Consider the following 19,390-nt stretch of genomic DNA (forward strand, 5'->3'; position numbering starts at 1 on the left):
CAGAGTGATGAATGTGCGGTTGATACGTTCGGCGGCGAGACCAAGGTCGTGGACGAATACTTCCGGCAGCATTCTGGCAAACGTTCGCGAATCGTCCAGTTTCCATGGCATAGTCATCCTGTAGATAGCATTGAGGTTGATTGGTGAGGGTTGGCATAATTCAGTCCAGCTTTATCCCATGGCGGGGATATTTCGACTTTATCAACAGTGTAGATATATTCGTGTTTTATGATGATATTCAATACACCAAGGGTGATTGGCGTAATCGTAATCGGATTAAGACTGAACAGGGTTCAAAATGGTTAACCGTGCCAGTTTGTTATGAGAGACTCTCGAAATTGATATGCGATACGGTGATTGATGACACGCAAGACTGGCGCAAAATTCACATGCAACAATGGCTAGCAAGTTATGCTAACGCGCCCTACTTTGACGATGTGATCAACCTGTTGGGGGCGATGGGTAGGCACGAGGATCTGACTATTAGTCAGTTGAATATTCGATTGATTAAGGTGATTTGCGACTATCTCGACATTGATACCCCTTTGCTATTATCCAGTGAATTAAACGTGCAGGGTGTAAAGACGCCACGTTTAATTAATTTGTTGCAGGCATTGGGTGCAACAACTTATCTTTCTGGCCCCAGTGCGGATAATTACCTGGAGAAACAGTTGTTTTATCAGGCAGGTATACGCTTAGAATACAAATCTTATGATTATGAGCCTTATCCGCAGCTATGGGGTGCGTTTGATAACGCATTGACGATATTAGATTTGATTGCTAATTGCGGGGCAGATGCAAAAAACCGGATAGCGAGTCGGTCTGCGAATAGCATCGTGGTTGCTTGAGAGGGTAGCTGCACGCATTGGCGGGAAGCGTCATGTGCAAGTAGTGTATGCGCAAAATGGGCTGAACTTTGAGATAGTGCCATTAGCATAGAAGTTGATCCAAAAACTATACTGAAAAGGTTGAACATGGGCTTTATACGAGGAAACATGATTCCTTTGTTAAAGGAATGTAAGCGTCGTCCATTTGGCGGTAGCTTGTTATTGTTAGGGCAGGGCGATGTTTATTTTAATATGGCACAGCTGAAAAGTATGGCGGTGCACGCGGGCGTGCCATTGGATGAGGCTATTCCATACAGACCGTCTCATATACCAACATTTGCTCAACAGGGATGCCCGCATGGGCATACCTTATTTGGAATGCTAGGGTTCTCCAAAATATCCGTACTGGATTACAGCGGTTTTGACGGGGCAGATATACTCTTTGACTTGAACCTGGCAGACCTACCCGAAGCGCTGATGGAACAATATGATGTGATTATTGATCATGGCACATTGGAGCATGTGTTTCATTATCCGAATGCGCTTAATAGCGTGTTCAGAATGCTGAAAACAGGTGGTCGCTTTGTGTCGAGTGCCCCTTCGGGTAATTTTTTTGATCACGGGTTTTACATGTTGCAACCCACCTTGTTTGCAGATTGGTTTGCCGTTAATAAATGGCAGGTTGAGTCTATCCAGATAATGCAGTTTACTTCCAATCAGAATGATGAGCCTTGTTTTTATGCTGATTATGAGCCGGGTATGTTTGATAGTGTCAGTTATGGCAAGATGGATAATAAGCTCTATGGCACTGTGAGCGTGGCGACTAAAGTGGCGGGTACCACAGGTGATTTATGCCCACAGCAAGGAATGTATGCGAGACAGCATCAATGGGTGGATGGAGTGAAAGAATGATCAACCTGGGGGAAATAGGCTCCATTGAACTCAATGCTATACCGAGTAGTGTATTATCGGCTACACATCCAGACCCAGATGAACTGGGTGATGCCATGGTGCATGTGCTGTCCTCTCGTTTTTTCCCCGAGTTATCGCCCTCACAACAGATTGCTTGGATACTCCATTGTTTCCAGACAGTAGTTACACGCTATTTACCTGAATTGGGAGTGGTACGCAGCTTGGTGCAGTTTCATTCCGTGCGTTTGTATGAAGATGCTGAACTGACATTGGCTGATGCCTGCGTCATGACCGAATCGATAATGGGATTGAATTGGGGTGATGCTGCCAGTCTGTTTGATATGCGCGGTTATGACAGATACGCCATACAGCCATTTAGAAATTATGTACGTGCACGTACAACTACGCCAATAGGTGAGAAAAAGCCTATTCAGGCTGGAAAAACACTGAAAATTATTTATTTCAGTCATTATGCCTATACGAACTCGGACAAATCGCTAGCCAATCCGTTGGGCCCATTCATACGAGATATACTCCTTAGTCATGCGGCCTATGGAGAGGCGGAAATCATTTGCTACTGTGTGCAGTGGCAAGATCAAACCTACATAGACGTACTGACACAGCGTGGTATTACTGTTCGCGTCATACCTCAGGAACTGGCGTTTGCCAGACTGGACGAATTACGGCTGACGATACTGGCAGATGCCCCGGATGTGCTCATTTCCGATGTCCCTTCACCTATCGCCAGCTGGTTATTTATCCACCGGGTCGCGCCATTACAGATCTATCTCGATCCAGGTTATCCGCACTGGAATCTGCCGGAAATCGACTGGGTGTTGTTACCTGGCAAAGTGTATCAGCATGGATTTGAACTGCCGAGCAATCGCTGGAGTACCATGCGCGTCGCATTATGCGATACAGCATTGGACATAGATGCCGGTATGTCGCCAGCGCAAGTCCGCACGCAATCTGGAGACTGCATACGTTTCGGCGTGTTTGCACGGCTTACTAAAATCACCAACGCTTGGCTATCGGCTGCCGAATCACTTCTGACACAGTTGCCTGATGCCACTTTGCTTATAGTCGGTGCAGGTAATCCGGTGCTGGTACAGCGTTTACTCAAAAATCCAGATTATGCCGACAGAGTCAGTTTAATTAACGAAATGGTTGATCTAAAAGCGCATCAACATTTGATTGATATTTTCCTGGATACGTTTCCGTTTATTGGAGGTCTGGTGTGTCGCGAATTCATGGCATATGGTGTCCCTGTCGTGTCGTTACTGGCAGGGGAGTGGGATGAGTTGCTGCGAGATCAGCGCGATCCCGAATTGCTTGCACAATCGCCGGATGAATTTGTTGCATATGCACTGCGTCTGGCAATGGATGTCGAGTTCTATCAAATTGCCAGCATAACGTCGATACGCCTGGCATCACGGCAAAACAAGCCAACTTACATGGTAAGTGACATCGAGGATGGCATACGCCAAGCCATGCATTTTCATGGTCATATGTAAAATTTGTGATGAATGTCGTTATATTGTTGAACGAACACTTGTTTTGTTAAGGCTAATATCTTGAATATCAATATCCGCGTTATTACATTTTTTGTGCATCATCCTTCGTACTATATGGCGCTCAGGTATTTTATGGCGGCGTGGCGAATTAATGCGGGTGAGTATTATAAGAATATGCGGTTTGGTATCGTTGTTCCGCGAGACTTGGGTTATAGCAATTTTCTTAATGAGCTGGTGTCGGAATATCCAATAGATATCATGCAGGTAACGCAGGAGACGGCTGAGACATATCAGTATTTCTGGCCTATGAGCCTGCTTGATGGAAGTTATACCGAGGATGTGATAATTTTCGCGCCTCCAAATATTCTGGTGGTAAATGATATTGCTCGGCTGGTTGAAACTGCATACAAGGATAACGTCGCCATTGTGCCGTCATATTTTGGCGCTGCACCAGAATCGGCTGATACGTTGTTATCGACGAACTTTATGGTGTTGCCAAAAAATGCATTCGCAAATGTAAGTGGCAAGTTCTTATCCATGCTTATGCAAAGCGGGTTTCCTGGTGAAGTGATGCCAAATTATCATTTAGCCATGTCGATTCTGGCCAGGGCGTTTACCGCATGGTTGAAAGTAAAAAAGATAGACTATAGGTTAATTGATGAACATGATTTTCATGAATTGGGCGGTCAGCAGATAGCAGTTAATCATGAGCATGCCTGTGTGGATTATGACAAGCTGGTGATTTTTTCGGTTGCCGATGCGCCAGAGAATGATATTTCATGGAGCCGGATATTTTATGACTCGCGTGCTTTGCAAAAATTCTTGGAGCATGATCGGCTGTGCGGTGCCTGGTTATACTTTCAACGTGATTTGCGGCATATTTATACGTCGTTTGGTATTGAGTTAGCTCGACGTAATTTATTTCAGACGACCAATAGTCCTTATTACATCTATGGACTGGATTTCATGCAGCAGTCTGCGGGTATCCGTGCCCTGCATTATCTTTGTCATGCGCTCAATGAAAGTGGGCAGGAAGCCTATATCACCTGTGAGAATGTGTCACCGCAATTACGCACCCCTGTGCTTACCGAGGCAGTGCTAATGCAGCATTACGTGGCTGGCAGAAAGCCGATTATGGTTTACCCGGAGATCGTGTCGGGCGATCCGATGGCGGTGGGCGGCGTGGTGGTGCGCTGGTTGTTGAATCAGGCTGGGCACATTGGTGGGGATACTACGTTTGCAGCGGAAGATATTATCTTTGCTTATGATGATCAGCATTTGACACAGGATGTTCGTGGCGAAATATTGCATATCCCCACTGGCAATACTGCCATATTCAATAACGACGATAATCCTTATGATGATGCGCGTGATTTGGTGTGCTATTACGCGCATAAGTATTTGTATAACGGCGGTCAGCTAACCGAACAAGTACAGGGCGCGATTAGCCTGTGCAAGGATCAGGTGTTAACTCATGCTGAAATTGCCGCGATATTACGGCGTTCGAAGTTGCTTTATGTTTATGAATCGACTTCACTGATAGAAGAAGCCTTGCTTTGCGGCTGCCCGGTGTCGGTTATTGAGACGGATTACTGGCGTAACAATATGGCAAATTATGTTTATACAGGCGACATTGGTGTGGTGATGGATGACAGTCCTGAATCAATTGCGCTGGCGACTGCGAACGTACATAAGTATCGTGAAGTGCATGAAGATGTTGTGGTCAAAGATGCCTGGTGGCAGATAGATCGTTTCGTTGAAATCACTCAACGTGCCGCAAAATTAAAGGCTAAATGTAATTAGTCGTTTGATGCATCGTTGCTGTTCTGAGTCGTTTGCCATATTTCAATTAGGCAGCTACCAAAATTAACTGCGAATTTTTGACCGTCCATCATAGGTGACGTTGATAGTTTTTGCCGTAGATTCAGGCGGAGCAGGCTGAGTGCCGGCAAGTCGCTGGTATGCGCTATCGCTCGCTTCACGTAGTCTTCCGCACTTTCAGCTACCCATTCCGTTAGTCCCGCATTCATCAAAATACCGGCACCTTGCCTCGATAAAAAGCTGCTTGCAGCCAGAGTGAGCACTGGCACTCCCATCCATAATCCTTCCACAGTCGTGGTGCCGCCAGGGTAAGGGAACGGGTCTAGTGCAATGTCTACGCGTTCGTAAGCGCGCAAGTAGGTGGCTCTGTCGTCATGGCCTTCTAGTATAAGGCGTTGCTCGGCTATGCCGTGTTGTGCATAGCGATCCAGCGTTAACTGGCGCTGGCTGGGGTCGTTGAATTGCTTGGTTTTGAGGAATAGTTTGCTGTCGGGCAGGGCGGTCAGTATCTGCGCCCAGAGTGCCACGACATCGTCGTTCATTTTGGTCAGATTGTTAAAGCAACCGAAGGTGATATGGGCATTGCTGAGTGCAGGCAAAGGTGCGACGGTCAGGTCGATGTTCGGCGGAGCAAAGCACAGCCGCGTTTCCGGTAATCGCCAGATGCTTTCGGTGAAATAGCTGGTTTCGCTCTCCGGCAGTGTCCATGCATCGGCAACCAGATAGTCCATCTCATTCATACCCGTGGTCGCAAAATAACCTAGCCAGCTGACTTGCACCGGTGCCGGTTTCCACGCGAATATGGGCAGTCTGTTATAGCGGGTGTGACCAGCCAGATCGATAAGGATATGGATGCCGTCATCGTGTATCAGTTTGGCCGCTGCTTCATCATTCAGACCGGATAATGGCCGCCATGCGTGGAAGTAAGGCTGAATGCGGTTGGTGAGTTCATCTGCGCGATGGTTGGTTGGGTAGGCGATTAATTCAAAGGCAGCGGGGTCGAGTTGCGTAATCAGGCTTTCCAGAAAATAGCCGACAGGGTGGTTGTTAAAGTCACCAGAGACGAAACCGATGCGCAATCTGACAGCCAGTGGGTCACATTGCCAAGTGGCGTAAGTGTGCTTTGGCAGTCGTGTAACATTTTGACCATATCGCAGTGCTTCCTCGAAATTTTGCGCGGGCGTGCTCAGCGGGTCGTAATTGAGCATGAACAACAGATTGCTGTGGGCGACGGTGTAATCCGGGTTGAGCGCTAACGCGTTGCGATAACTTGTTGCGGCCTCAGCCAGCCTGCCCATAGCCTGTAACGTATTGCCCAGATTGTTGTGAATTTCTGCAATGTTGGGATTGAGTTGCAGAGCATGTTGATAACAGTTTTCGGCTTCAATTAAGCGGCCTGAGTCTTGCAGGATATTACCCAGATTACTGTGCGCCTGTACCAGATTGGGCTGTATTTGTAGTGCGCGCCTGACTTCGGTTTCGGCCACAGCTGATAGTCCTGACTCATGTAAGGTAATGCCCAAATTACTATGCGCTTGCGCATACTCAGGTTGAATGGCGAGGGCTAGTCGATACGCGGCTATGGCATCCTGATGTTGTCCTAACGTGCGGAACAGATTACCCAGATTGTAATGCGCCTCAGCCAGATCAGGTTTGATGGCAATCGCGCGCTGATAGCTGGCTACTGCTTCATTCAAACGCCCCATGTCCTGTAACGTACTGCCCAGATTGCTGTAAGCCTCCGCAAAATTCGGGTCGATAGCGAGCGCACGGCGCAGACTGCGTTCAGCATCCGCATAGCGCCCCAGGTCGTTGAGAACATTGGCCAGATTGCTATGGGCATAAGCATCTTGAGGCGCAAGTTTGGCTGCTTTTTGTAAGGCGGCAAGTGCTTCGGTATTTCGTCCTAGCGCCTGTAGTGCCGAGCCCAGTGCTTTCCAGCCAAACCCCTCGCGTGGGTAACGCGTGGTCATGGCTAATCCCTGTTTGACGACTTCGTCGTATTGCCCCTGCGAAAACAGGTCGATGATGGCATTGGTTAGCCCTTCGCGACTAGTCTTGGCTGTTGGTTTGTTCTGTGGCTGTGCTGGGGTGGGCGATACCGTCTTGGGTGTCAATCGCGCTGCCAGATTATCAAACTCAGCACCCTGCAAACCCTGCTGGCGGGCGATGGTGAGCACTTCGCGTGCGGCATCAAGCTGATTCGCCAGCATCAACGCTTCAATATAGCCCAGCCAGTAAGTGTTTTGTGTGGGATCGGCCTCCAATGCAGCCATGAAATAAGGCAGGCCGACTATGGGCTGGTTCTTCTGCACACATAATATGCCCAGGTGATGATTGGCCACAGGGTGCTGTGGCTGTTGTTGCAGGATGTCGCGGTAAAGTAATTCAGCCTCGTCCAGCAGTCCAGCCTGATGCTGGGCGATAGCCTGTTGTAACGCTTGCGCTAGTGCTACCGGGGTGGAGGATGGGAATGGTGGGTTCATGGTGCTAGTTTAGCAGAGGTATGTCAAAAAAATGGCAATCGTAGCAGACGAATGCTTATGCTGAAGGCCATGACTTTCTGTGTGATTTGTTTAATACGCTTCTTGATATATGGATAATTATCTATATAATCATTCTATGAGATCGACTTTTACCTTGACTTGGGATGAAGCAAAACGTCAGAAGACGATTAATGATCGTGGTATCGATTTTTCTGATGCGGCGATTGTATTTGCTGGTCCCACGTTTGAGTTTGAGGATGTTCGGCAACATTACGGTGAGTGTCGGTTAATTTGTTTTGGTTTGCTGGCAGGCCGAATGGTGGCAATCGGTTATGTGCAACGTGGTGAGAAGCGCCACATTTTTTCGATGAGGAAAGCGAATGAACGCGAAATCACACGATATCAAGAGCAGCTTGGGTAAATTGGATGCTCATAATATTGAGCCAGACGAATTTGATGAAATACCAGAATTGACGGCAGAGGACTTTGCTCGTCCAGATCTCGTATGGCATGTGGACGGGAAAGCTGTAAGTAAAAATGAGGGAATCAACGCGTTTTCGGCAAGTATGAAAAAGCAGAAAATAAGTATCGCAATTGATCCTGATGTGGTGGCTTGGTTTAAATCTAGTGCAGGTGGTCGTGGATATCAGTCGCTTATCAATGCTGCCCTACGTGAGGCTATGCAGCGCAAGACTATCGAAGAAACCATACGTCGAGTGATTAAGGAGGAGTTGCATTCTGTTTGAGGATAATCGATAAATGGGAATGACAGTTAATTGAATTTTGCATGATGGGGGACTAGTCTAAGTCAGACCAAGTTCTCTGTCTGGGTGATTATGCAAACAATCAATATTCACGATGCCAAATCGCAACTTTCTAAACTGGTTGAAGCTGTGTTGCAGGGCGAAGAAATTGTCATCGTAAAAGCAGGAAAGCCTTCCGCATTACTCGTTTCGTTACCTACAAAAGGTAGTTTTGTTAGTCGCCCAGGTTCTATGAAGGGGGCAATTATCATTGCTGATGATTTCGATGCACCATTGTCAGAAAAAATTAGAGCTGATTTTGAAGAGTGATAACGAGAGTATTACTGGATACTCACCTATTTTAGGTTTGCCTATATCTGTCGAAACTGCTTGTTTTGGGATAAGGCACAAATGATATCAATTGAGCTATAATGCAATCATTGATGTTAAATTGAAGGAGTGAAAGCAATGGCATCTGTCACCGTCCGCAACTTACCTGATGAAACGCACCGTGCGCTGCGTGTGCGTGCTGCTACGCATGGCCGCAGCACTGAAGCTGAAATTCGGGCGATCCTCGAATGTGCTGTTCGACCTGAGAGTCGGATTAAGCTCGGCACCCTGCTAGCCGAGATTGGCCGTGAAGTGGGCGGCATCGATCTTGAGATTGAACGCGATAAAACTCCGTCCGAACCAATGAGCTTTGAATGATCCTGCTCGATACCAACATCATTTCTGAACCATTGAAAGCGGCAGGCAACGCGAACGTACTTGCCTGGATAGACGCACAGATCATCGAAACGTTGTACCTCTCGACTATCAGTCTTGCGGAACTTCGCTTTGGGATCGCGGCGTTACCAGAGGGAAAACGCCGCGATACGCTACATTTCAGTCTTGAGCAGCGTGTTTTACCGTTGTTTGTGGGGCGCATCCTATCGTTTGATGATCCTGCATCGCAATCCTATGCAACGCTACGCTCAAGCGCGCGTGCAGCTGGGTTGGCCATTGCGCCCGCAGATGGCTATATTGCGGCCATCGCGGCGACGCATGGTTTAGCGGTAGCTACGCGCGACACGTCGCCTTTTGAAGCTGCCGGCTTGACTGTCATCAACCCTTGGACGTGGCAGGCACATTGATGCCCATGCGCTTGATGTGACTTTAACGACCCAAGCAACTCTCCAGCGCCACTTCCCAATCTGGCATCACAATGCCAAAAGCCTGTTGTACCTTTTCACCTGACAGCACTGAATTTACCGGACGGGTCGCCGGGGTGGGGTACTGGCTGGCGGGGATGGGGTTGATGCTGACTTGTTTGCCATCGGCGAGTTCGGTACGGGCTAATATCGCCTGGGCAAAATCATACCAGCTGATGTTGCCTGCACTGGTCAGATGGTAAATGCCGTTGTGATCCAGGAATGGACGTTGCGCGAGGATTTGGGCGCTGGCTTCGGAGATCATGCGTGACCAGGTTGGTGCGCCGTATTGGTCGTTTACTACATTCAACGTGTCGCGTTCGCGGAACAAGCGTTGCATGGTCAGCAGGAAATTGCCACCACGCAGGCTGTACACCCAGCTGGTACGCAAAATCACATGCGGAATACCTGAGGCGATAATCGCCTGCTCGCCAGCCAGCTTGGTTTTGCCATACACGCCTAGCGGGTTGGTGATATCTGCTTCCACATAAGCGCCAGTCTTGCTGCCATCAAACACATAATCAGTCGAGTAATGCATCATCGCCGCACCCAGCTTGGCGGCGGCTTCTGCCATTACCGCAGGGGCAACGGTGTTGATCGCATGGGCGAGTTCAGGCTCAGATTCAGCTTTGTCCACCGCCGTATGGGCAGCCGGGTTGACGATCACATCAGGGCGTGTGGTGTGGATAAATTCACGCAGCGCGGCAACGTCGGTTAAATCCAGTTGCGCACGGGTAGGGGCGATCACCTCGCCCAATGTTGCCAGCGTGCGGCGCAGTTCCCAGCCGACTTGACCGTTCACTCCCGTGAGCAAGATTTTCATGGGAAAACCTCACACTGAGAAAATGGCAAACCAGCGGCATCTTTCGCAGCAATCGTAGGCTCGCCTGTCAGCGGCCAGGTAATGCCCAGTGCAGGGTCATTCCACAGCAGGCTGCGTTCAAATTCAGGTGCCCAGTAATCGGTGGTTTTGTAGAGGAATTCTGCATTATCTGACGTGACCACAAAGCCATGGGCAAAGCCGGGCGGTATCCACGCCATACGTTTGTTCTCGGCGGAAAGCTCTACCCCGACCCACTTGCCAAACGTAGGCGACGATTTGCGCAAATCGACAGCGACGTCATACACGCTGCCGCTAATCACCCGCACCAGTTTGCCTTGCGTATGCTGGGTCTGATAATGCAAGCCGCGCAACACGCCACGTGCCGAACGCGAATGGTTGTCCTGTACAAAGTCATCAGGGATACCCGCTGCAGTCATGACCTTGCGGTTATAGCTTTCATAGAAAAAACCACGCTCGTCACCAAAAACTTTGGGCTCGATGATGAGCACGTCAGGGATCTCAGTCGGGATAATATTCATGATTAAAATAAACGCTCATTTAACATGGATAACAAATACTGCCCATATGCATTTTTCTTCAATGGCTGCGCCAGCTTCTCAACTTGAGCTGCATCAATATAGCCCTGGCGATAAGCAATCTCTTCCAGACACGAAACTTTCAAGCCCTGACGTTTTTCTATGGTCTGAATAAATGTAGAAGCTTCCAGCAAGGATTCATGCGTACCCGTATCCAGCCAGGCATGACCTCGTCCCATCACCTCAACTTGCAGCTGGCCCATTTCCAGATAATGCCGGTTGACGTCGGTAATCTCCAGCTCGCCGCGTGGTGAAGGCTTGAGATTGCGGGCGATGTCGATCACCTGATTGTCGTAGAAATACAGACCTGTCACCGCATAGCGCGATTTAGGCTTGAGTGGTTTTTCTTCCAGACTGATAGCGTGACCTGCTTCGTCGAACTCGACCACGCCGTAGCGTTCAGGATCATGCACAGGGTAGGCGAATACCGATGCGCCGTCTGGCTTGGCCGCTGCAGTGCGTAAATCGTGGGCGAATTCATGACCGTAAAAGATGTTGTCGCCCAGCACCAGCGCGCTATTATCTTTGCCGATGAAATCCGCACCGATGATAAATGCTTGCGCCAGGCCATCGGGTGACGGTTGCACCTTATAGCAAATGTTCAAACCCCATTGTGAGCCATCGCCCAGCAGCTGTTCAAAGCGCGGTGTGTCTTGTGGGGTGGAAATAATCAGGATGTCGCGTATCCCGGCCAGCATCAGTGTAGACAGCGGATAGTAAATCATCGGCTTGTCGTAAACTGGTAGTAGCTGTTTGGATACCGCTTGCGTCACTGGATATAAGCGCGTTCCCGAGCCGCCTGCCAGAATTATGCCTTTACGTGCGCTCATGCTTTGCTCCCATATTGTTTTTCTACCCAGTGGCGATATTCACCGCTGGCGATATTGGCTACCCATGTCTGATTCGCCAAATACCAGGCGACAGTTTTGCGTATGCCAGTCTCAAATGTCTCGCTCGGCATCCAGCCCAGTTCGCGCTGTAACTTGGTGGCGTCGATGGCGTAGCGGCGGTCGTGGCCGGCGCGGTCTTTCACATAGGTGATCAAATCAGCATGCGGTGTAACTGGAGAGCCTGCGTGCAGGTCATCCAACATGGTGCAGATGGTTTTTACAACATCGATATTGGCTTTCTCGTTCCAGCCACCGACGTTATAGACTTCTCCTAGCTTGCCATGCGCCAGCACGGTGCGGATTGCGCTGCAATGGTCGCCTACATACAGCCAGTCGCGCACGTTCAAGCCATCGCCATAAATAGGCAGCGCCTTGCCAGCAACCGCATTCATCATCACCAGCGGGATGAGTTTTTCTGGGAACTGCAGCGGGCCGTAATTGTTAGAGCAATTGGTGGTCAGTACAGGCAAGCCGTAAGTGTGATGATAAGCGCGTACCAGATGGTCAGAAGCGGCTTTGGAAGCAGAGTACGGGCTGTTCGGCGCATAAGGCGTAGTTTCAGTAAATGGTGCATCATCAGGGCCGAGCGAACCGTAAACTTCGTCAGTTGAAACATGTAAAAAACGAAATGCGGATTTAGCCGATTCGTCCATTGCCGTCCAGTAAGCGCGCACTGACTCCAGCAGGTGGAAAGTGCCGACCACGTTGGTCTGAATAAAATCTTCAGGTCCCAGAATAGAGCGGTCTACATGGCTCTCAGCCGCAAAGTTAATCACAGCACGAGGCTGATGTGTTTGCAATAACTGTGTCATCAATGCGCTGTCACCGATATCACCCTGCACAAAAATATGGCGGGGATCATCAGCTATAGACGCCAGGTTCTCCATATTGCCCGCATAAGTCAATTTATCCAGATTGATAACAGTCTCATCCGACTGTGCCAACCAATCTAAAACAAAATTCGCGCCGATAAAGCCTGCGCCGCCTGTGACTAAGATCATAAGTGAGCTCTCTTTAAGATGAACAGGGTGTTGCTACAATATAAGCAATCTGCATGCCAAATGGACAAGTTTGTTCTTGCGTTTATTATAAAATACTAATGTTGCAATAATACTAAACATATTGCTTTTTGTCTTACGAGATGGGAAGAAAAATATATCGTTATTGATTTGAGCTAATTGTCTGGTGTTGATTGCTCCAATTAGTGTACCTAACGATTGCAAGCATATTTGCATTAATGAAAAATATGCTCAAAATACAAAGTAGGAATTTAATTCTTATTTCCTGCTTATTGAGGGGTTGATATGTCACAAGTGAAATTGCGAGAAAAAGGTCAGGTGACCATTCCAGCAGAATTGCTGCAAGAATGGAGCAGAAAAAACCATGTTTCAACTAATGACACAATAGAAGCAACATTGGCAAACGGTGTTTTGATGCTTATCCCCAAAAAAAGACATGTTGCTAAGCGTGACATTATGTCATTTGCAGGCACAGGCAAAGGGCTTTGGGGTAGCAGTGTTGAAGAAGTCGATGCTACGCTTAAAAAAATCCATAACTCATGGACAAGATAAGTGCTGCGCTGTCACGCATACAAGGGCGACGTGTTTTATAACGTCCATACTTACTCGCAGCATAACACTCACCATAATCGCTCAAAGTTTACCACCCGTTCTTCACCGCAGTGACGAACCCATACGTTACTTGCAAAATTTAGGTTTTCTTTTTGACTTTCTTTACAAAGCCAACCTCGAGGCCAAAAATATCGCCTATTTTGTTGAGGGTTTCAACATTAACAGACCCGTTTCCGGTTTCTATTTTCCGTAACGTCGCAAGTGAAATCCCACGATGTTTGGCAAACTCGGGTTGAGTCAAACGACTGATGCGGCGCATCGCTTTAGTTGCATCACGTATGTTAAATTGACCTTCCGTAAAGTTTTGGAAGAAATCATCCACTAATTTTCTTTCGAATTCCCTGTCGCTGGGTTTTAGTCGTTTATCCATTGTCGTAGCCTTGTTCAATGTTCTCACAAACCTGAATTATTGATCGCGCACATTGCTTAATAATATCCGCATCGACTTCGCACTCGGCCATCGTCAGCGGTAAATTTTCAATCACCTTAGTAAAAGATTTGATAGCAAGCATAACAGTATTTTTTTCTTCGTTTTTTAACGGCAATGCTTCAATTACATCGACAAAGTTATTGATGACCTTCCCACTTTTGTCGAGCCATCTACTGGCTCTAGCCATCATATCTCTATCCATGAACATCGGCGCGATGTCGAACACAGGGGTTAACTGTACTGTGCCGTTTGCTAATTGTTGAATAGCTGTGTTGCGAGCATGATTGTCTGTATTAAGGATAGCCAGGTTCAATAAATCACGTTTGATATACTCAATAACCTCATTCACAGGATCAGTCACAAAAGGCAAGAAGGCGCTGACCAGATCATAATGGTTGGGGCGAATACCAAACGAATGATGCCCAGCGAGCGACGCAAGGCTTTCCTGGTGCAATCGCGTTACCACCCCATTCTCTGTCGTCCGGTCAAACCTTGGCACAAACAGCATTCCATCTTTGTGAAAAGTCTCGCCGTGCGATCTCAACCCGCACGCACGGGCAACTTTCATGTATGCCGCTTCGTTCTTGAGAATCGCCAGATCCGTTTCATGCTTGCCCCGCGGCAATTTTAAGAGCCAGTGGGATGCGATATCAGATTCTTTTGCGTAAGCGTCGATGAACCACAAGTCTTCATGGTTTTTAACCAACATGAATTTTGCGGATGCGCCTTGTAGGCCCGTTGTTCCCGCCCCTAGCATGCCATGCCTAGATAAGTTTTCTATGAAATCATCTTTGCGGCCCACAATCTCATTCAGCGTGAAACCGCGTTGCAAAGAACTGTCATTCTCTTCAACATTATTTGCGTATGTCACAGCAGTATCGAGCCGAAGTCGACCGACAGGATTGAAAGCCCCATGCTGTATAAGTGGCAGGATCAGATCATCTGAATCGATCAGCCCTAGCTGTTGTATTAGAAACCGACGACCATTGCCCTGGGGCACCATATCCAGCAAAAATGAAGGGCATACGCCCATGGGCTGTCGCGTTTCCAGCGATACAGGGAGTGTTAACGATACGGGCTGACAAACATCCCCGAAAACGTACTCAGGCAAGTATTCGAATGTGCAACGATCGCGCCCGCCCGATTCAATCAGAGCGGCTTCGTGCCATATACCATCAACGTAAATTTCAATTGTGCTTTTCATGTTAAAAAGTATATAAAATGCAATACTCCATGTCAATTATTTATATACTTTTATACATAAACTATGAATTATCCATGATGGACAGGCTCAAAGAGCTGGAAGACTAGAATCGTCGGCTTAAAAAACGTCTTGCTCGTTTATTTACTGACATTTCACCACTTCTATTTATTGAGCTTCAATTTGGTCATGACACACAAATCAAGTTTTCCTGAAAATTATCCGCTGACCACCGAAGCTCAAAAAGAGATATAGCGGCGAGCTATGGAAAAGGTGCGTCGTCAGTATAAAGCGCTCACGGGTGAACTACCGCCGATCGAAGTTTAGATAATGAATGAGCATATGCACTGATCACTCATTATTCAGCCACTTTCAAAACATTAAAAACGTCTTGCTCGGTTAATCCGGACTTTCCATTGATCAGGTAAAGTCCTTCAGGCGATGAAAACAATTCCGGCGCATCATCCAATATTAGCCATTTTCCGTCGTAGCCAGCACTGTCTATCCATTCCTGCACTTCCGCACCGCGATCGCTGTATTCAATGCTTGGTGTGGCACCAATGAATCGATGCGCCAAATCCTCGCCACCGCCTACCGTTGCAAAGTCAACTAGCTGATCAAACGGATAATCGTCGCGCCAGCTGGTCGTGAATACGACATTGGCTTCAATCGCACGAAGTATCTGCCAGAGATATTCAACGCGACTGAACACAGCACCGCCACGATAGGGGTGCGTTACGCCATCAAAATCAAGGAAGATAATCATTGCCGCTACCCTCAAAAAGCAAAACTATAATCAACTATAATTGGCTATAGTTACCGTATTTTGCGAACCGCCTTAATTGTCCAATCACCGCTTGGACAATTGGCAATCTTGACCATAGTTACCGTATATTGCCAACCGCAGCAAGCGATGCCAGCCGATTTGCTTTTGCATCATCCAATGCATGATGACGTCGCGAACCTCGTCTGAACTGCCTTTCAACCGCTTGGTTAAACTCTTTGCTCATCGCAAGGGATAAAGGCTTGCCGTCAAGATTCTGCGGCCAGTTATCACGGTCGTAAAATATCTCTTGGATCCACGGCCAATCCCACGAGATTGAGTCCGTGACTAGCCTCACTGGCTGGCCAATGCCCTCTATCCACGCTTTAAGCTTTGTTACGAGCGTATCCATCGTCATTAATGACTCGCCACCTTGCAGATGCGGGATAACCGCTTCCCGCACGAAATCATTACAGTCATCGATCTCGTAGGTGTCCGACAGCTCCGCATAAAACTCATGACCATCATCACCGACCAGGCCGATCGAGATCAGGCGTGGATCAAGCCCAAGCTCTGTAAATTCAGTATCGAAGAAAACCAGCATCATATTTTTGCTCATGTATTCACCATCACAAATTCAACAATTTCCGCTTCACTGATGGGTTTCATATCCCACACATCAACACCAACATTCAGCATGCGCGGCTGTCCGCTGTCTTGACGGATTTTCCAATCTGAATGCACGTGACCATGCAGCAACAGGCTTTCTTTACCAATCTTCGGTCTGATATTCATATATCGCAGCTCGTAGTCCTGTAGCCCTTCGAGCGATGGCGGCAAATAAGGAAAATGTGATAGTTGAACCAGGCCGATACCCTCTATTTCAATCTCATGCTGAAAATGCAGCTCGCTAAATCCAAGCTCAAGCGCAAGCACTTTGGCTTCAGCCATCTGGCCGTTGACGACGCGCTTAAAAAACGGATCATGATTACCTGTTACCAGGATTTTAGTGCCATTCAGAAACGGCAGGATGTCGCGCAGGATTTGCGATTTAAACGCAAAGTCACCAATGCAATACACTGCGTCGTCAGCCGACACGGTCGCGTTCCAGCGATCGACAAGATGCGCATCCATCGCCTCAATCGATGCAAATTTATTGCCTGATTCGTCCCGTCTATCCTCGTATTTGAGGATATTGGCGTGACCGAAATGCTGATCACTCGTAAAAAATTTCATGATCTCATCACAAGTTATCAAACAGCGGTTTAAATTGTAGCTTGAGCCGCTGGAATTCCAGCCAGCCTAGTCGGTTAGCTCGCGCATCGTCTAGCGCATGATGACGACGCAAGCCATTGTCAAACGCCTCTTCAACGATTGTGACTTGAATTTCCATCGGTAATTCAAGCAACATCGGACGGTGATCCACATTCGCCGGCCAGGTGCTTTTCAATGTAAAAATCTTGGTGAACCACGTCCAGTCATACTCAATAGAATCGCAACACATCGTCACAGGCTCATCGAAATCCTCAAGCCACGCGCCAAGCTGCATGACGAGATCATACGAATCCTTTTGCGCGTCACCGCCATCAAGCAATGGCAGCACGGTTTCACGCACGAACTCTGAGCAGTGCTTATACTCGTAAGTGTCAGTCAGCTCCGCATAGAACTCGCGACCGTCATCAGCCACTAGGCCAATGGATATAAGCCTTGCGCGTAGATGTAACGTAGTGAATTCAGTGTCAAAGTGAACGATCATTTCGGCTCCATAAAATGTTTAGCTGATTCCGCCTCATGCTGCTCTTTAAGCAACTTATTCAGCTGCTGCTTTGCAAAAAAATCATTCAACCCAAGCTTTCCCTTCGTTGCTACCAGCTGATCGAACTGAACATCAGGCCAATCAGCATGATCGTCGTCAATTGCGAACCAGTGACCAATTTTGTGCCGCACAGCATGCGAGTAAATCTGTTGGTGCCGCGTCATCATTCCCCAGCGCATGTTGTTAGTGAATTCCTCATCTCGCTCTATCTTGCTGTGATACGTCGCACCAATCACTAATCGCGATAGCTCATCTGGTAGATAGCTCTTCGCACGATTAAAGCCAAGCTCTCGCACCCATGACGTTGACAGAACAATCCTGGCGTCAGGGTATGGCACCAGCGCATCGATCAGGATGCCTGCATGCTCAAACAGCTTACCGCCGCCACGCAATTCAACGCCACGCTTGGTGCGGTAGGCTTCGTCTGCGTGCAGGACTCCGTCGTAATCAAGATAAATAATCATTTGTCCTCACTCATTCCGTGGATTGCGTTACCTGCGGTTCTGCTTCTCTAACGACGACCGTGAAATCTTTTTTCGATGAGTCCAGAGAAAACACCTCGACAATATCGACTTTATGGCGATACGCACCGATGATCACAATTAACTGCCATCTTGAGCGTCTGGACGACCAGCCGTCGATCCACGTTATTGCGTCAATATCTCGATCCTTAAGCGTTCGCAATGCGAACAGAAGCAAGAGATGCGTGTCCAGATGATCCACAGTGATTTCTATCGTGCGAGCTTTATCATCAACCACACAGTCGAATACAACATCAGGGACTGGTGAGCCAAAGTGCTTCAAGTACACTTTAAATTCGTTTTCGGCAGTCATATCAATCCTTAAAATTGCGAAGCAATATATCACCGCAGTAGTACCCGCGTCGGCTCATGGCTAGCGGCGTTGTTTCAATCATCAGCTCTCGCGAGCGTTTGCCACCCGTATACACCGGTTCTGTAAGAAATCGCAACCTACTGAAACACCATGCTGGTGCCTGCCTGGATGCATTGTCAGCAATCAACTCGGCGAATCCGCCGAGCACTGCATCAGTCGTTGCGTCACCCGTCAGCTTCGGCTCATCTGTGACCATGGCCAGCGCAACGTCATCGTCAGTAACCTTGCTTAATTCATCGATAAACTCTTTCATCGCCATCGAGATGCTGACACCGGACATGATCATGTCTGTCACTTCTTTTAATGTTTTTGGACGAGAATAGCTCAACAGTCACCACCACTCATCTCGCGCTCATATTCATAATCATTCTCGCTGTACGGCGGAAACTGTTTATTGAGCAAGTTTTGCAAAATCTGCTCAACGTTAGATTCTGTGACGAAGGCATGCATAAACGACTCAACGATAAGCTCCTCAGTCGGCCGCTCAAGTGCACATCGGTGACGACGCATGAGCTCAATCGCACGAATCGCTGCCTTGATGGCATCAGCTTCTGGACAGTCGTGATCCTCTGCAAGAAGCCCATTGAGCACGTCCCTTTTATCGTTCTCAGCAACGTTCGCCATCTCACGTACAAGCTCACGAATGTTTTTGTCAATATCGCAATTTATCATTTCAAATTCCTCCAGGTTATGCGTCAAAAAATCCCTCAGCAGATCATGTTCATTGCAGCTAAAGAGCTCGACTCATCGACAACGGCATACTCTCAATCACCAGCTCTCTGTATTAAAAAATTAGTTGGTAATTCGATCCATGGCGGGGGGGGTGTGGCCATGAGTAAAGCTAATCAATCAG

Annotated in this window: 25 protein-coding genes; 10 read left to right on the forward strand and 15 right to left on the reverse strand. The window is 48.0% G+C overall.

What is annotated here, in order from left to right; all coding sequences use genetic code 11:
* Positions 1–143: 143 nt before the first annotated feature.
* From SFSGTM_RS00985 to SFSGTM_RS01000, 4 genes are all read left to right on the forward strand, one after another.
* Positions 144–848 (forward strand): WbqC family protein, encoded by a 705-nt coding sequence (locus tag SFSGTM_RS00985; RefSeq protein WP_162083522.1) that lies wholly within the window; start codon positions 144–146, stop codon positions 846–848.
* A gap of 147 nt (positions 849–995) precedes the next feature.
* A complete protein-coding gene (locus SFSGTM_RS00990; RefSeq protein WP_162083523.1) occupies positions 996–1,739 on the forward strand; it encodes a methyltransferase domain-containing protein in 744 nt (247 codons plus the stop codon).
* The gene (locus SFSGTM_RS00995) at positions 1,736–3,253 is read left to right on the forward strand and encodes a glycosyltransferase (protein ID WP_162083524.1); all 1,518 of its coding nucleotides are present in this window, start codon (positions 1,736–1,738) and stop codon (positions 3,251–3,253) included. Before SFSGTM_RS00990 ends, SFSGTM_RS00995 begins: the two co-directional genes overlap by 4 nt.
* Before the next feature lie 132 nt (positions 3,254–3,385).
* Positions 3,386–5,056 (forward strand): hypothetical protein, encoded by a 1,671-nt coding sequence (locus tag SFSGTM_RS01000; protein WP_162083525.1) that lies wholly within the window; start codon positions 3,386–3,388, stop codon positions 5,054–5,056.
* Here the strand turns inward: SFSGTM_RS01000 and SFSGTM_RS01005 are convergent.
* Positions 5,053–7,560, reverse strand: coding sequence for a tetratricopeptide repeat protein (locus SFSGTM_RS01005; RefSeq protein ID WP_162083526.1), 2,508 nt, complete (start codon positions 7,558–7,560; stop codon positions 5,053–5,055). The two genes, SFSGTM_RS01000 and SFSGTM_RS01005, sit on opposite strands and share 4 nt — an antisense overlap.
* A 109-nt stretch (positions 7,561–7,669) precedes the next feature.
* Here SFSGTM_RS01005 and SFSGTM_RS01010 point away from each other — a divergent pair, with 109 nt between their 5' ends.
* The 5 genes from SFSGTM_RS01010 to SFSGTM_RS01030 all read left to right on the forward strand — a co-directional run bounded on the left by SFSGTM_RS01010 (position 7,670) and on the right by SFSGTM_RS01030 (position 9,436).
* Positions 7,670–7,981 carry a BrnT family toxin gene (locus SFSGTM_RS01010; protein WP_232526017.1) on the forward strand — a complete coding sequence of 104 codons (312 nt, stop codon included), beginning with the start codon at positions 7,670–7,672 and terminating at the stop codon, positions 7,979–7,981.
* Positions 7,941–8,306 carry a BrnA antitoxin family protein gene (locus SFSGTM_RS01015; RefSeq protein WP_198420592.1) on the forward strand — a complete coding sequence of 122 codons (366 nt, stop codon included), beginning with the start codon at positions 7,941–7,943 and terminating at the stop codon, positions 8,304–8,306. The genes SFSGTM_RS01010 and SFSGTM_RS01015 overlap by 41 nt, the downstream gene beginning before the upstream one ends.
* A gap of 90 nt (positions 8,307–8,396) precedes the next feature.
* Positions 8,397–8,633, forward strand: a complete 237-nt coding sequence (locus tag SFSGTM_RS01020; protein WP_162083527.1) for a type II toxin-antitoxin system Phd/YefM family antitoxin — start codon at positions 8,397–8,399, stop codon at positions 8,631–8,633.
* Between the two features lie 138 nt (positions 8,634–8,771).
* Entirely contained in the window at positions 8,772–9,011 is a 240-nt protein-coding gene (locus SFSGTM_RS01025) for a FitA-like ribbon-helix-helix domain-containing protein (RefSeq protein WP_162083528.1), read from the forward strand.
* Positions 9,008–9,436: a type II toxin-antitoxin system VapC family toxin gene (locus SFSGTM_RS01030; protein ID WP_162083529.1), complete on the forward strand. Its 429-nt coding sequence runs from the start codon at positions 9,008–9,010 to the stop codon at positions 9,434–9,436. The genes SFSGTM_RS01025 and SFSGTM_RS01030 overlap by 4 nt, the downstream gene beginning before the upstream one ends.
* Positions 9,437–9,458: 22 nt before the next feature.
* On the opposite strand, the gene rfbD is transcribed toward SFSGTM_RS01030, so the two are convergent.
* The 4 genes from rfbD to rfbB are packed head-to-tail and all read right to left on the reverse strand — an operon-like array spanning position 9,459 to position 12,803.
* Positions 9,459–10,316, reverse strand: coding sequence for a dTDP-4-dehydrorhamnose reductase (rfbD, locus tag SFSGTM_RS01035; RefSeq protein WP_162083530.1), 858 nt, complete (start codon positions 10,314–10,316; stop codon positions 9,459–9,461).
* Entirely contained in the window at positions 10,313–10,855 is a 543-nt protein-coding gene (gene rfbC / locus SFSGTM_RS01040; protein ID WP_162083531.1) for a dTDP-4-dehydrorhamnose 3,5-epimerase, read from the reverse strand. The genes rfbD and rfbC overlap by 4 nt, the downstream gene beginning before the upstream one ends.
* 2 nt (positions 10,856–10,857) lie before the next feature.
* Complete coding sequence (gene rfbA / locus SFSGTM_RS01045; RefSeq protein ID WP_162083532.1) at positions 10,858–11,742, reverse strand: glucose-1-phosphate thymidylyltransferase RfbA; 885 nt, start codon at positions 11,740–11,742, stop codon at positions 10,858–10,860.
* Complete coding sequence (gene rfbB, locus SFSGTM_RS01050) at positions 11,739–12,803, reverse strand: dTDP-glucose 4,6-dehydratase (RefSeq protein ID WP_162083533.1); 1,065 nt, start codon at positions 12,801–12,803, stop codon at positions 11,739–11,741. The genes rfbA and rfbB overlap by 4 nt, the downstream gene beginning before the upstream one ends.
* A 303-nt stretch (positions 12,804–13,106) precedes the next feature.
* Between rfbB and SFSGTM_RS01055 the strand changes: the two genes are divergently transcribed.
* Positions 13,107–13,373, forward strand: coding sequence for an AbrB/MazE/SpoVT family DNA-binding domain-containing protein (locus SFSGTM_RS01055; protein ID WP_162083534.1), 267 nt, complete (start codon positions 13,107–13,109; stop codon positions 13,371–13,373).
* 139 nt (positions 13,374–13,512) lie between these two features.
* Here SFSGTM_RS01055 and SFSGTM_RS01060 read toward each other — a convergent pair whose 3' ends face one another.
* The 10 genes from SFSGTM_RS01060 to SFSGTM_RS01105 form a co-directional block, all read right to left on the reverse strand.
* Positions 13,513–13,803 carry a helix-turn-helix domain-containing protein gene (locus SFSGTM_RS01060; RefSeq protein ID WP_162083535.1) on the reverse strand — a complete coding sequence of 97 codons (291 nt, stop codon included), beginning with the start codon at positions 13,801–13,803 and terminating at the stop codon, positions 13,513–13,515.
* Entirely contained in the window at positions 13,796–15,067 is a 1,272-nt protein-coding gene (locus SFSGTM_RS01065) for a type II toxin-antitoxin system HipA family toxin (protein WP_162083536.1), read from the reverse strand. Before SFSGTM_RS01065 ends, SFSGTM_RS01060 begins: the two co-directional genes overlap by 8 nt.
* A 355-nt stretch (positions 15,068–15,422) precedes the next feature.
* Positions 15,423–15,830 (reverse strand): HAD domain-containing protein, encoded by a 408-nt coding sequence (locus tag SFSGTM_RS01070; RefSeq protein WP_162083537.1) that lies wholly within the window; start codon positions 15,828–15,830, stop codon positions 15,423–15,425.
* Between the two features lie 118 nt (positions 15,831–15,948).
* Positions 15,949–16,446, reverse strand: coding sequence for a 3'-5' exoribonuclease domain-containing protein (locus tag SFSGTM_RS01075; RefSeq protein ID WP_162083538.1), 498 nt, complete (start codon positions 16,444–16,446; stop codon positions 15,949–15,951).
* A complete protein-coding gene (locus SFSGTM_RS01080) occupies positions 16,443–17,063 on the reverse strand; it encodes a metallophosphoesterase family protein (RefSeq protein WP_162083539.1) in 621 nt (206 codons plus the stop codon). The genes SFSGTM_RS01075 and SFSGTM_RS01080 overlap by 4 nt, the downstream gene beginning before the upstream one ends.
* A 7-nt stretch (positions 17,064–17,070) precedes the next feature.
* Positions 17,071–17,583 carry a 3'-5' exoribonuclease domain-containing protein gene (locus SFSGTM_RS01085; protein ID WP_162083540.1) on the reverse strand — a complete coding sequence of 171 codons (513 nt, stop codon included), beginning with the start codon at positions 17,581–17,583 and terminating at the stop codon, positions 17,071–17,073.
* Positions 17,580–18,107, reverse strand: a complete 528-nt coding sequence (locus SFSGTM_RS01090; protein ID WP_162083541.1) for an HAD domain-containing protein — start codon at positions 18,105–18,107, stop codon at positions 17,580–17,582. The genes SFSGTM_RS01085 and SFSGTM_RS01090 overlap by 4 nt, the downstream gene beginning before the upstream one ends.
* A 10-nt stretch (positions 18,108–18,117) precedes the next feature.
* A complete protein-coding gene (locus SFSGTM_RS01095) occupies positions 18,118–18,477 on the reverse strand; it encodes a hypothetical protein (RefSeq protein ID WP_162083542.1) in 360 nt (119 codons plus the stop codon).
* A 1-nt stretch (position 18,478) separates the two neighbouring features.
* Complete coding sequence (locus SFSGTM_RS01100) at positions 18,479–18,865, reverse strand: hypothetical protein (protein ID WP_162083543.1); 387 nt, start codon at positions 18,863–18,865, stop codon at positions 18,479–18,481.
* The gene (locus tag SFSGTM_RS01105) at positions 18,862–19,209 is read right to left on the reverse strand and encodes a hypothetical protein (protein WP_162083544.1); all 348 of its coding nucleotides are present in this window, start codon (positions 19,207–19,209) and stop codon (positions 18,862–18,864) included. Before SFSGTM_RS01105 ends, SFSGTM_RS01100 begins: the two co-directional genes overlap by 4 nt.
* Positions 19,210–19,390 lie beyond the last annotated feature (181 nt).

The sequence above is a fragment of the Sulfuriferula nivalis genome (assembly GCF_009937995.1).
GTDB classification, from domain to species: domain Bacteria; phylum Pseudomonadota; class Gammaproteobacteria; order Burkholderiales; family Sulfuriferulaceae; genus Sulfuriferula; species Sulfuriferula nivalis.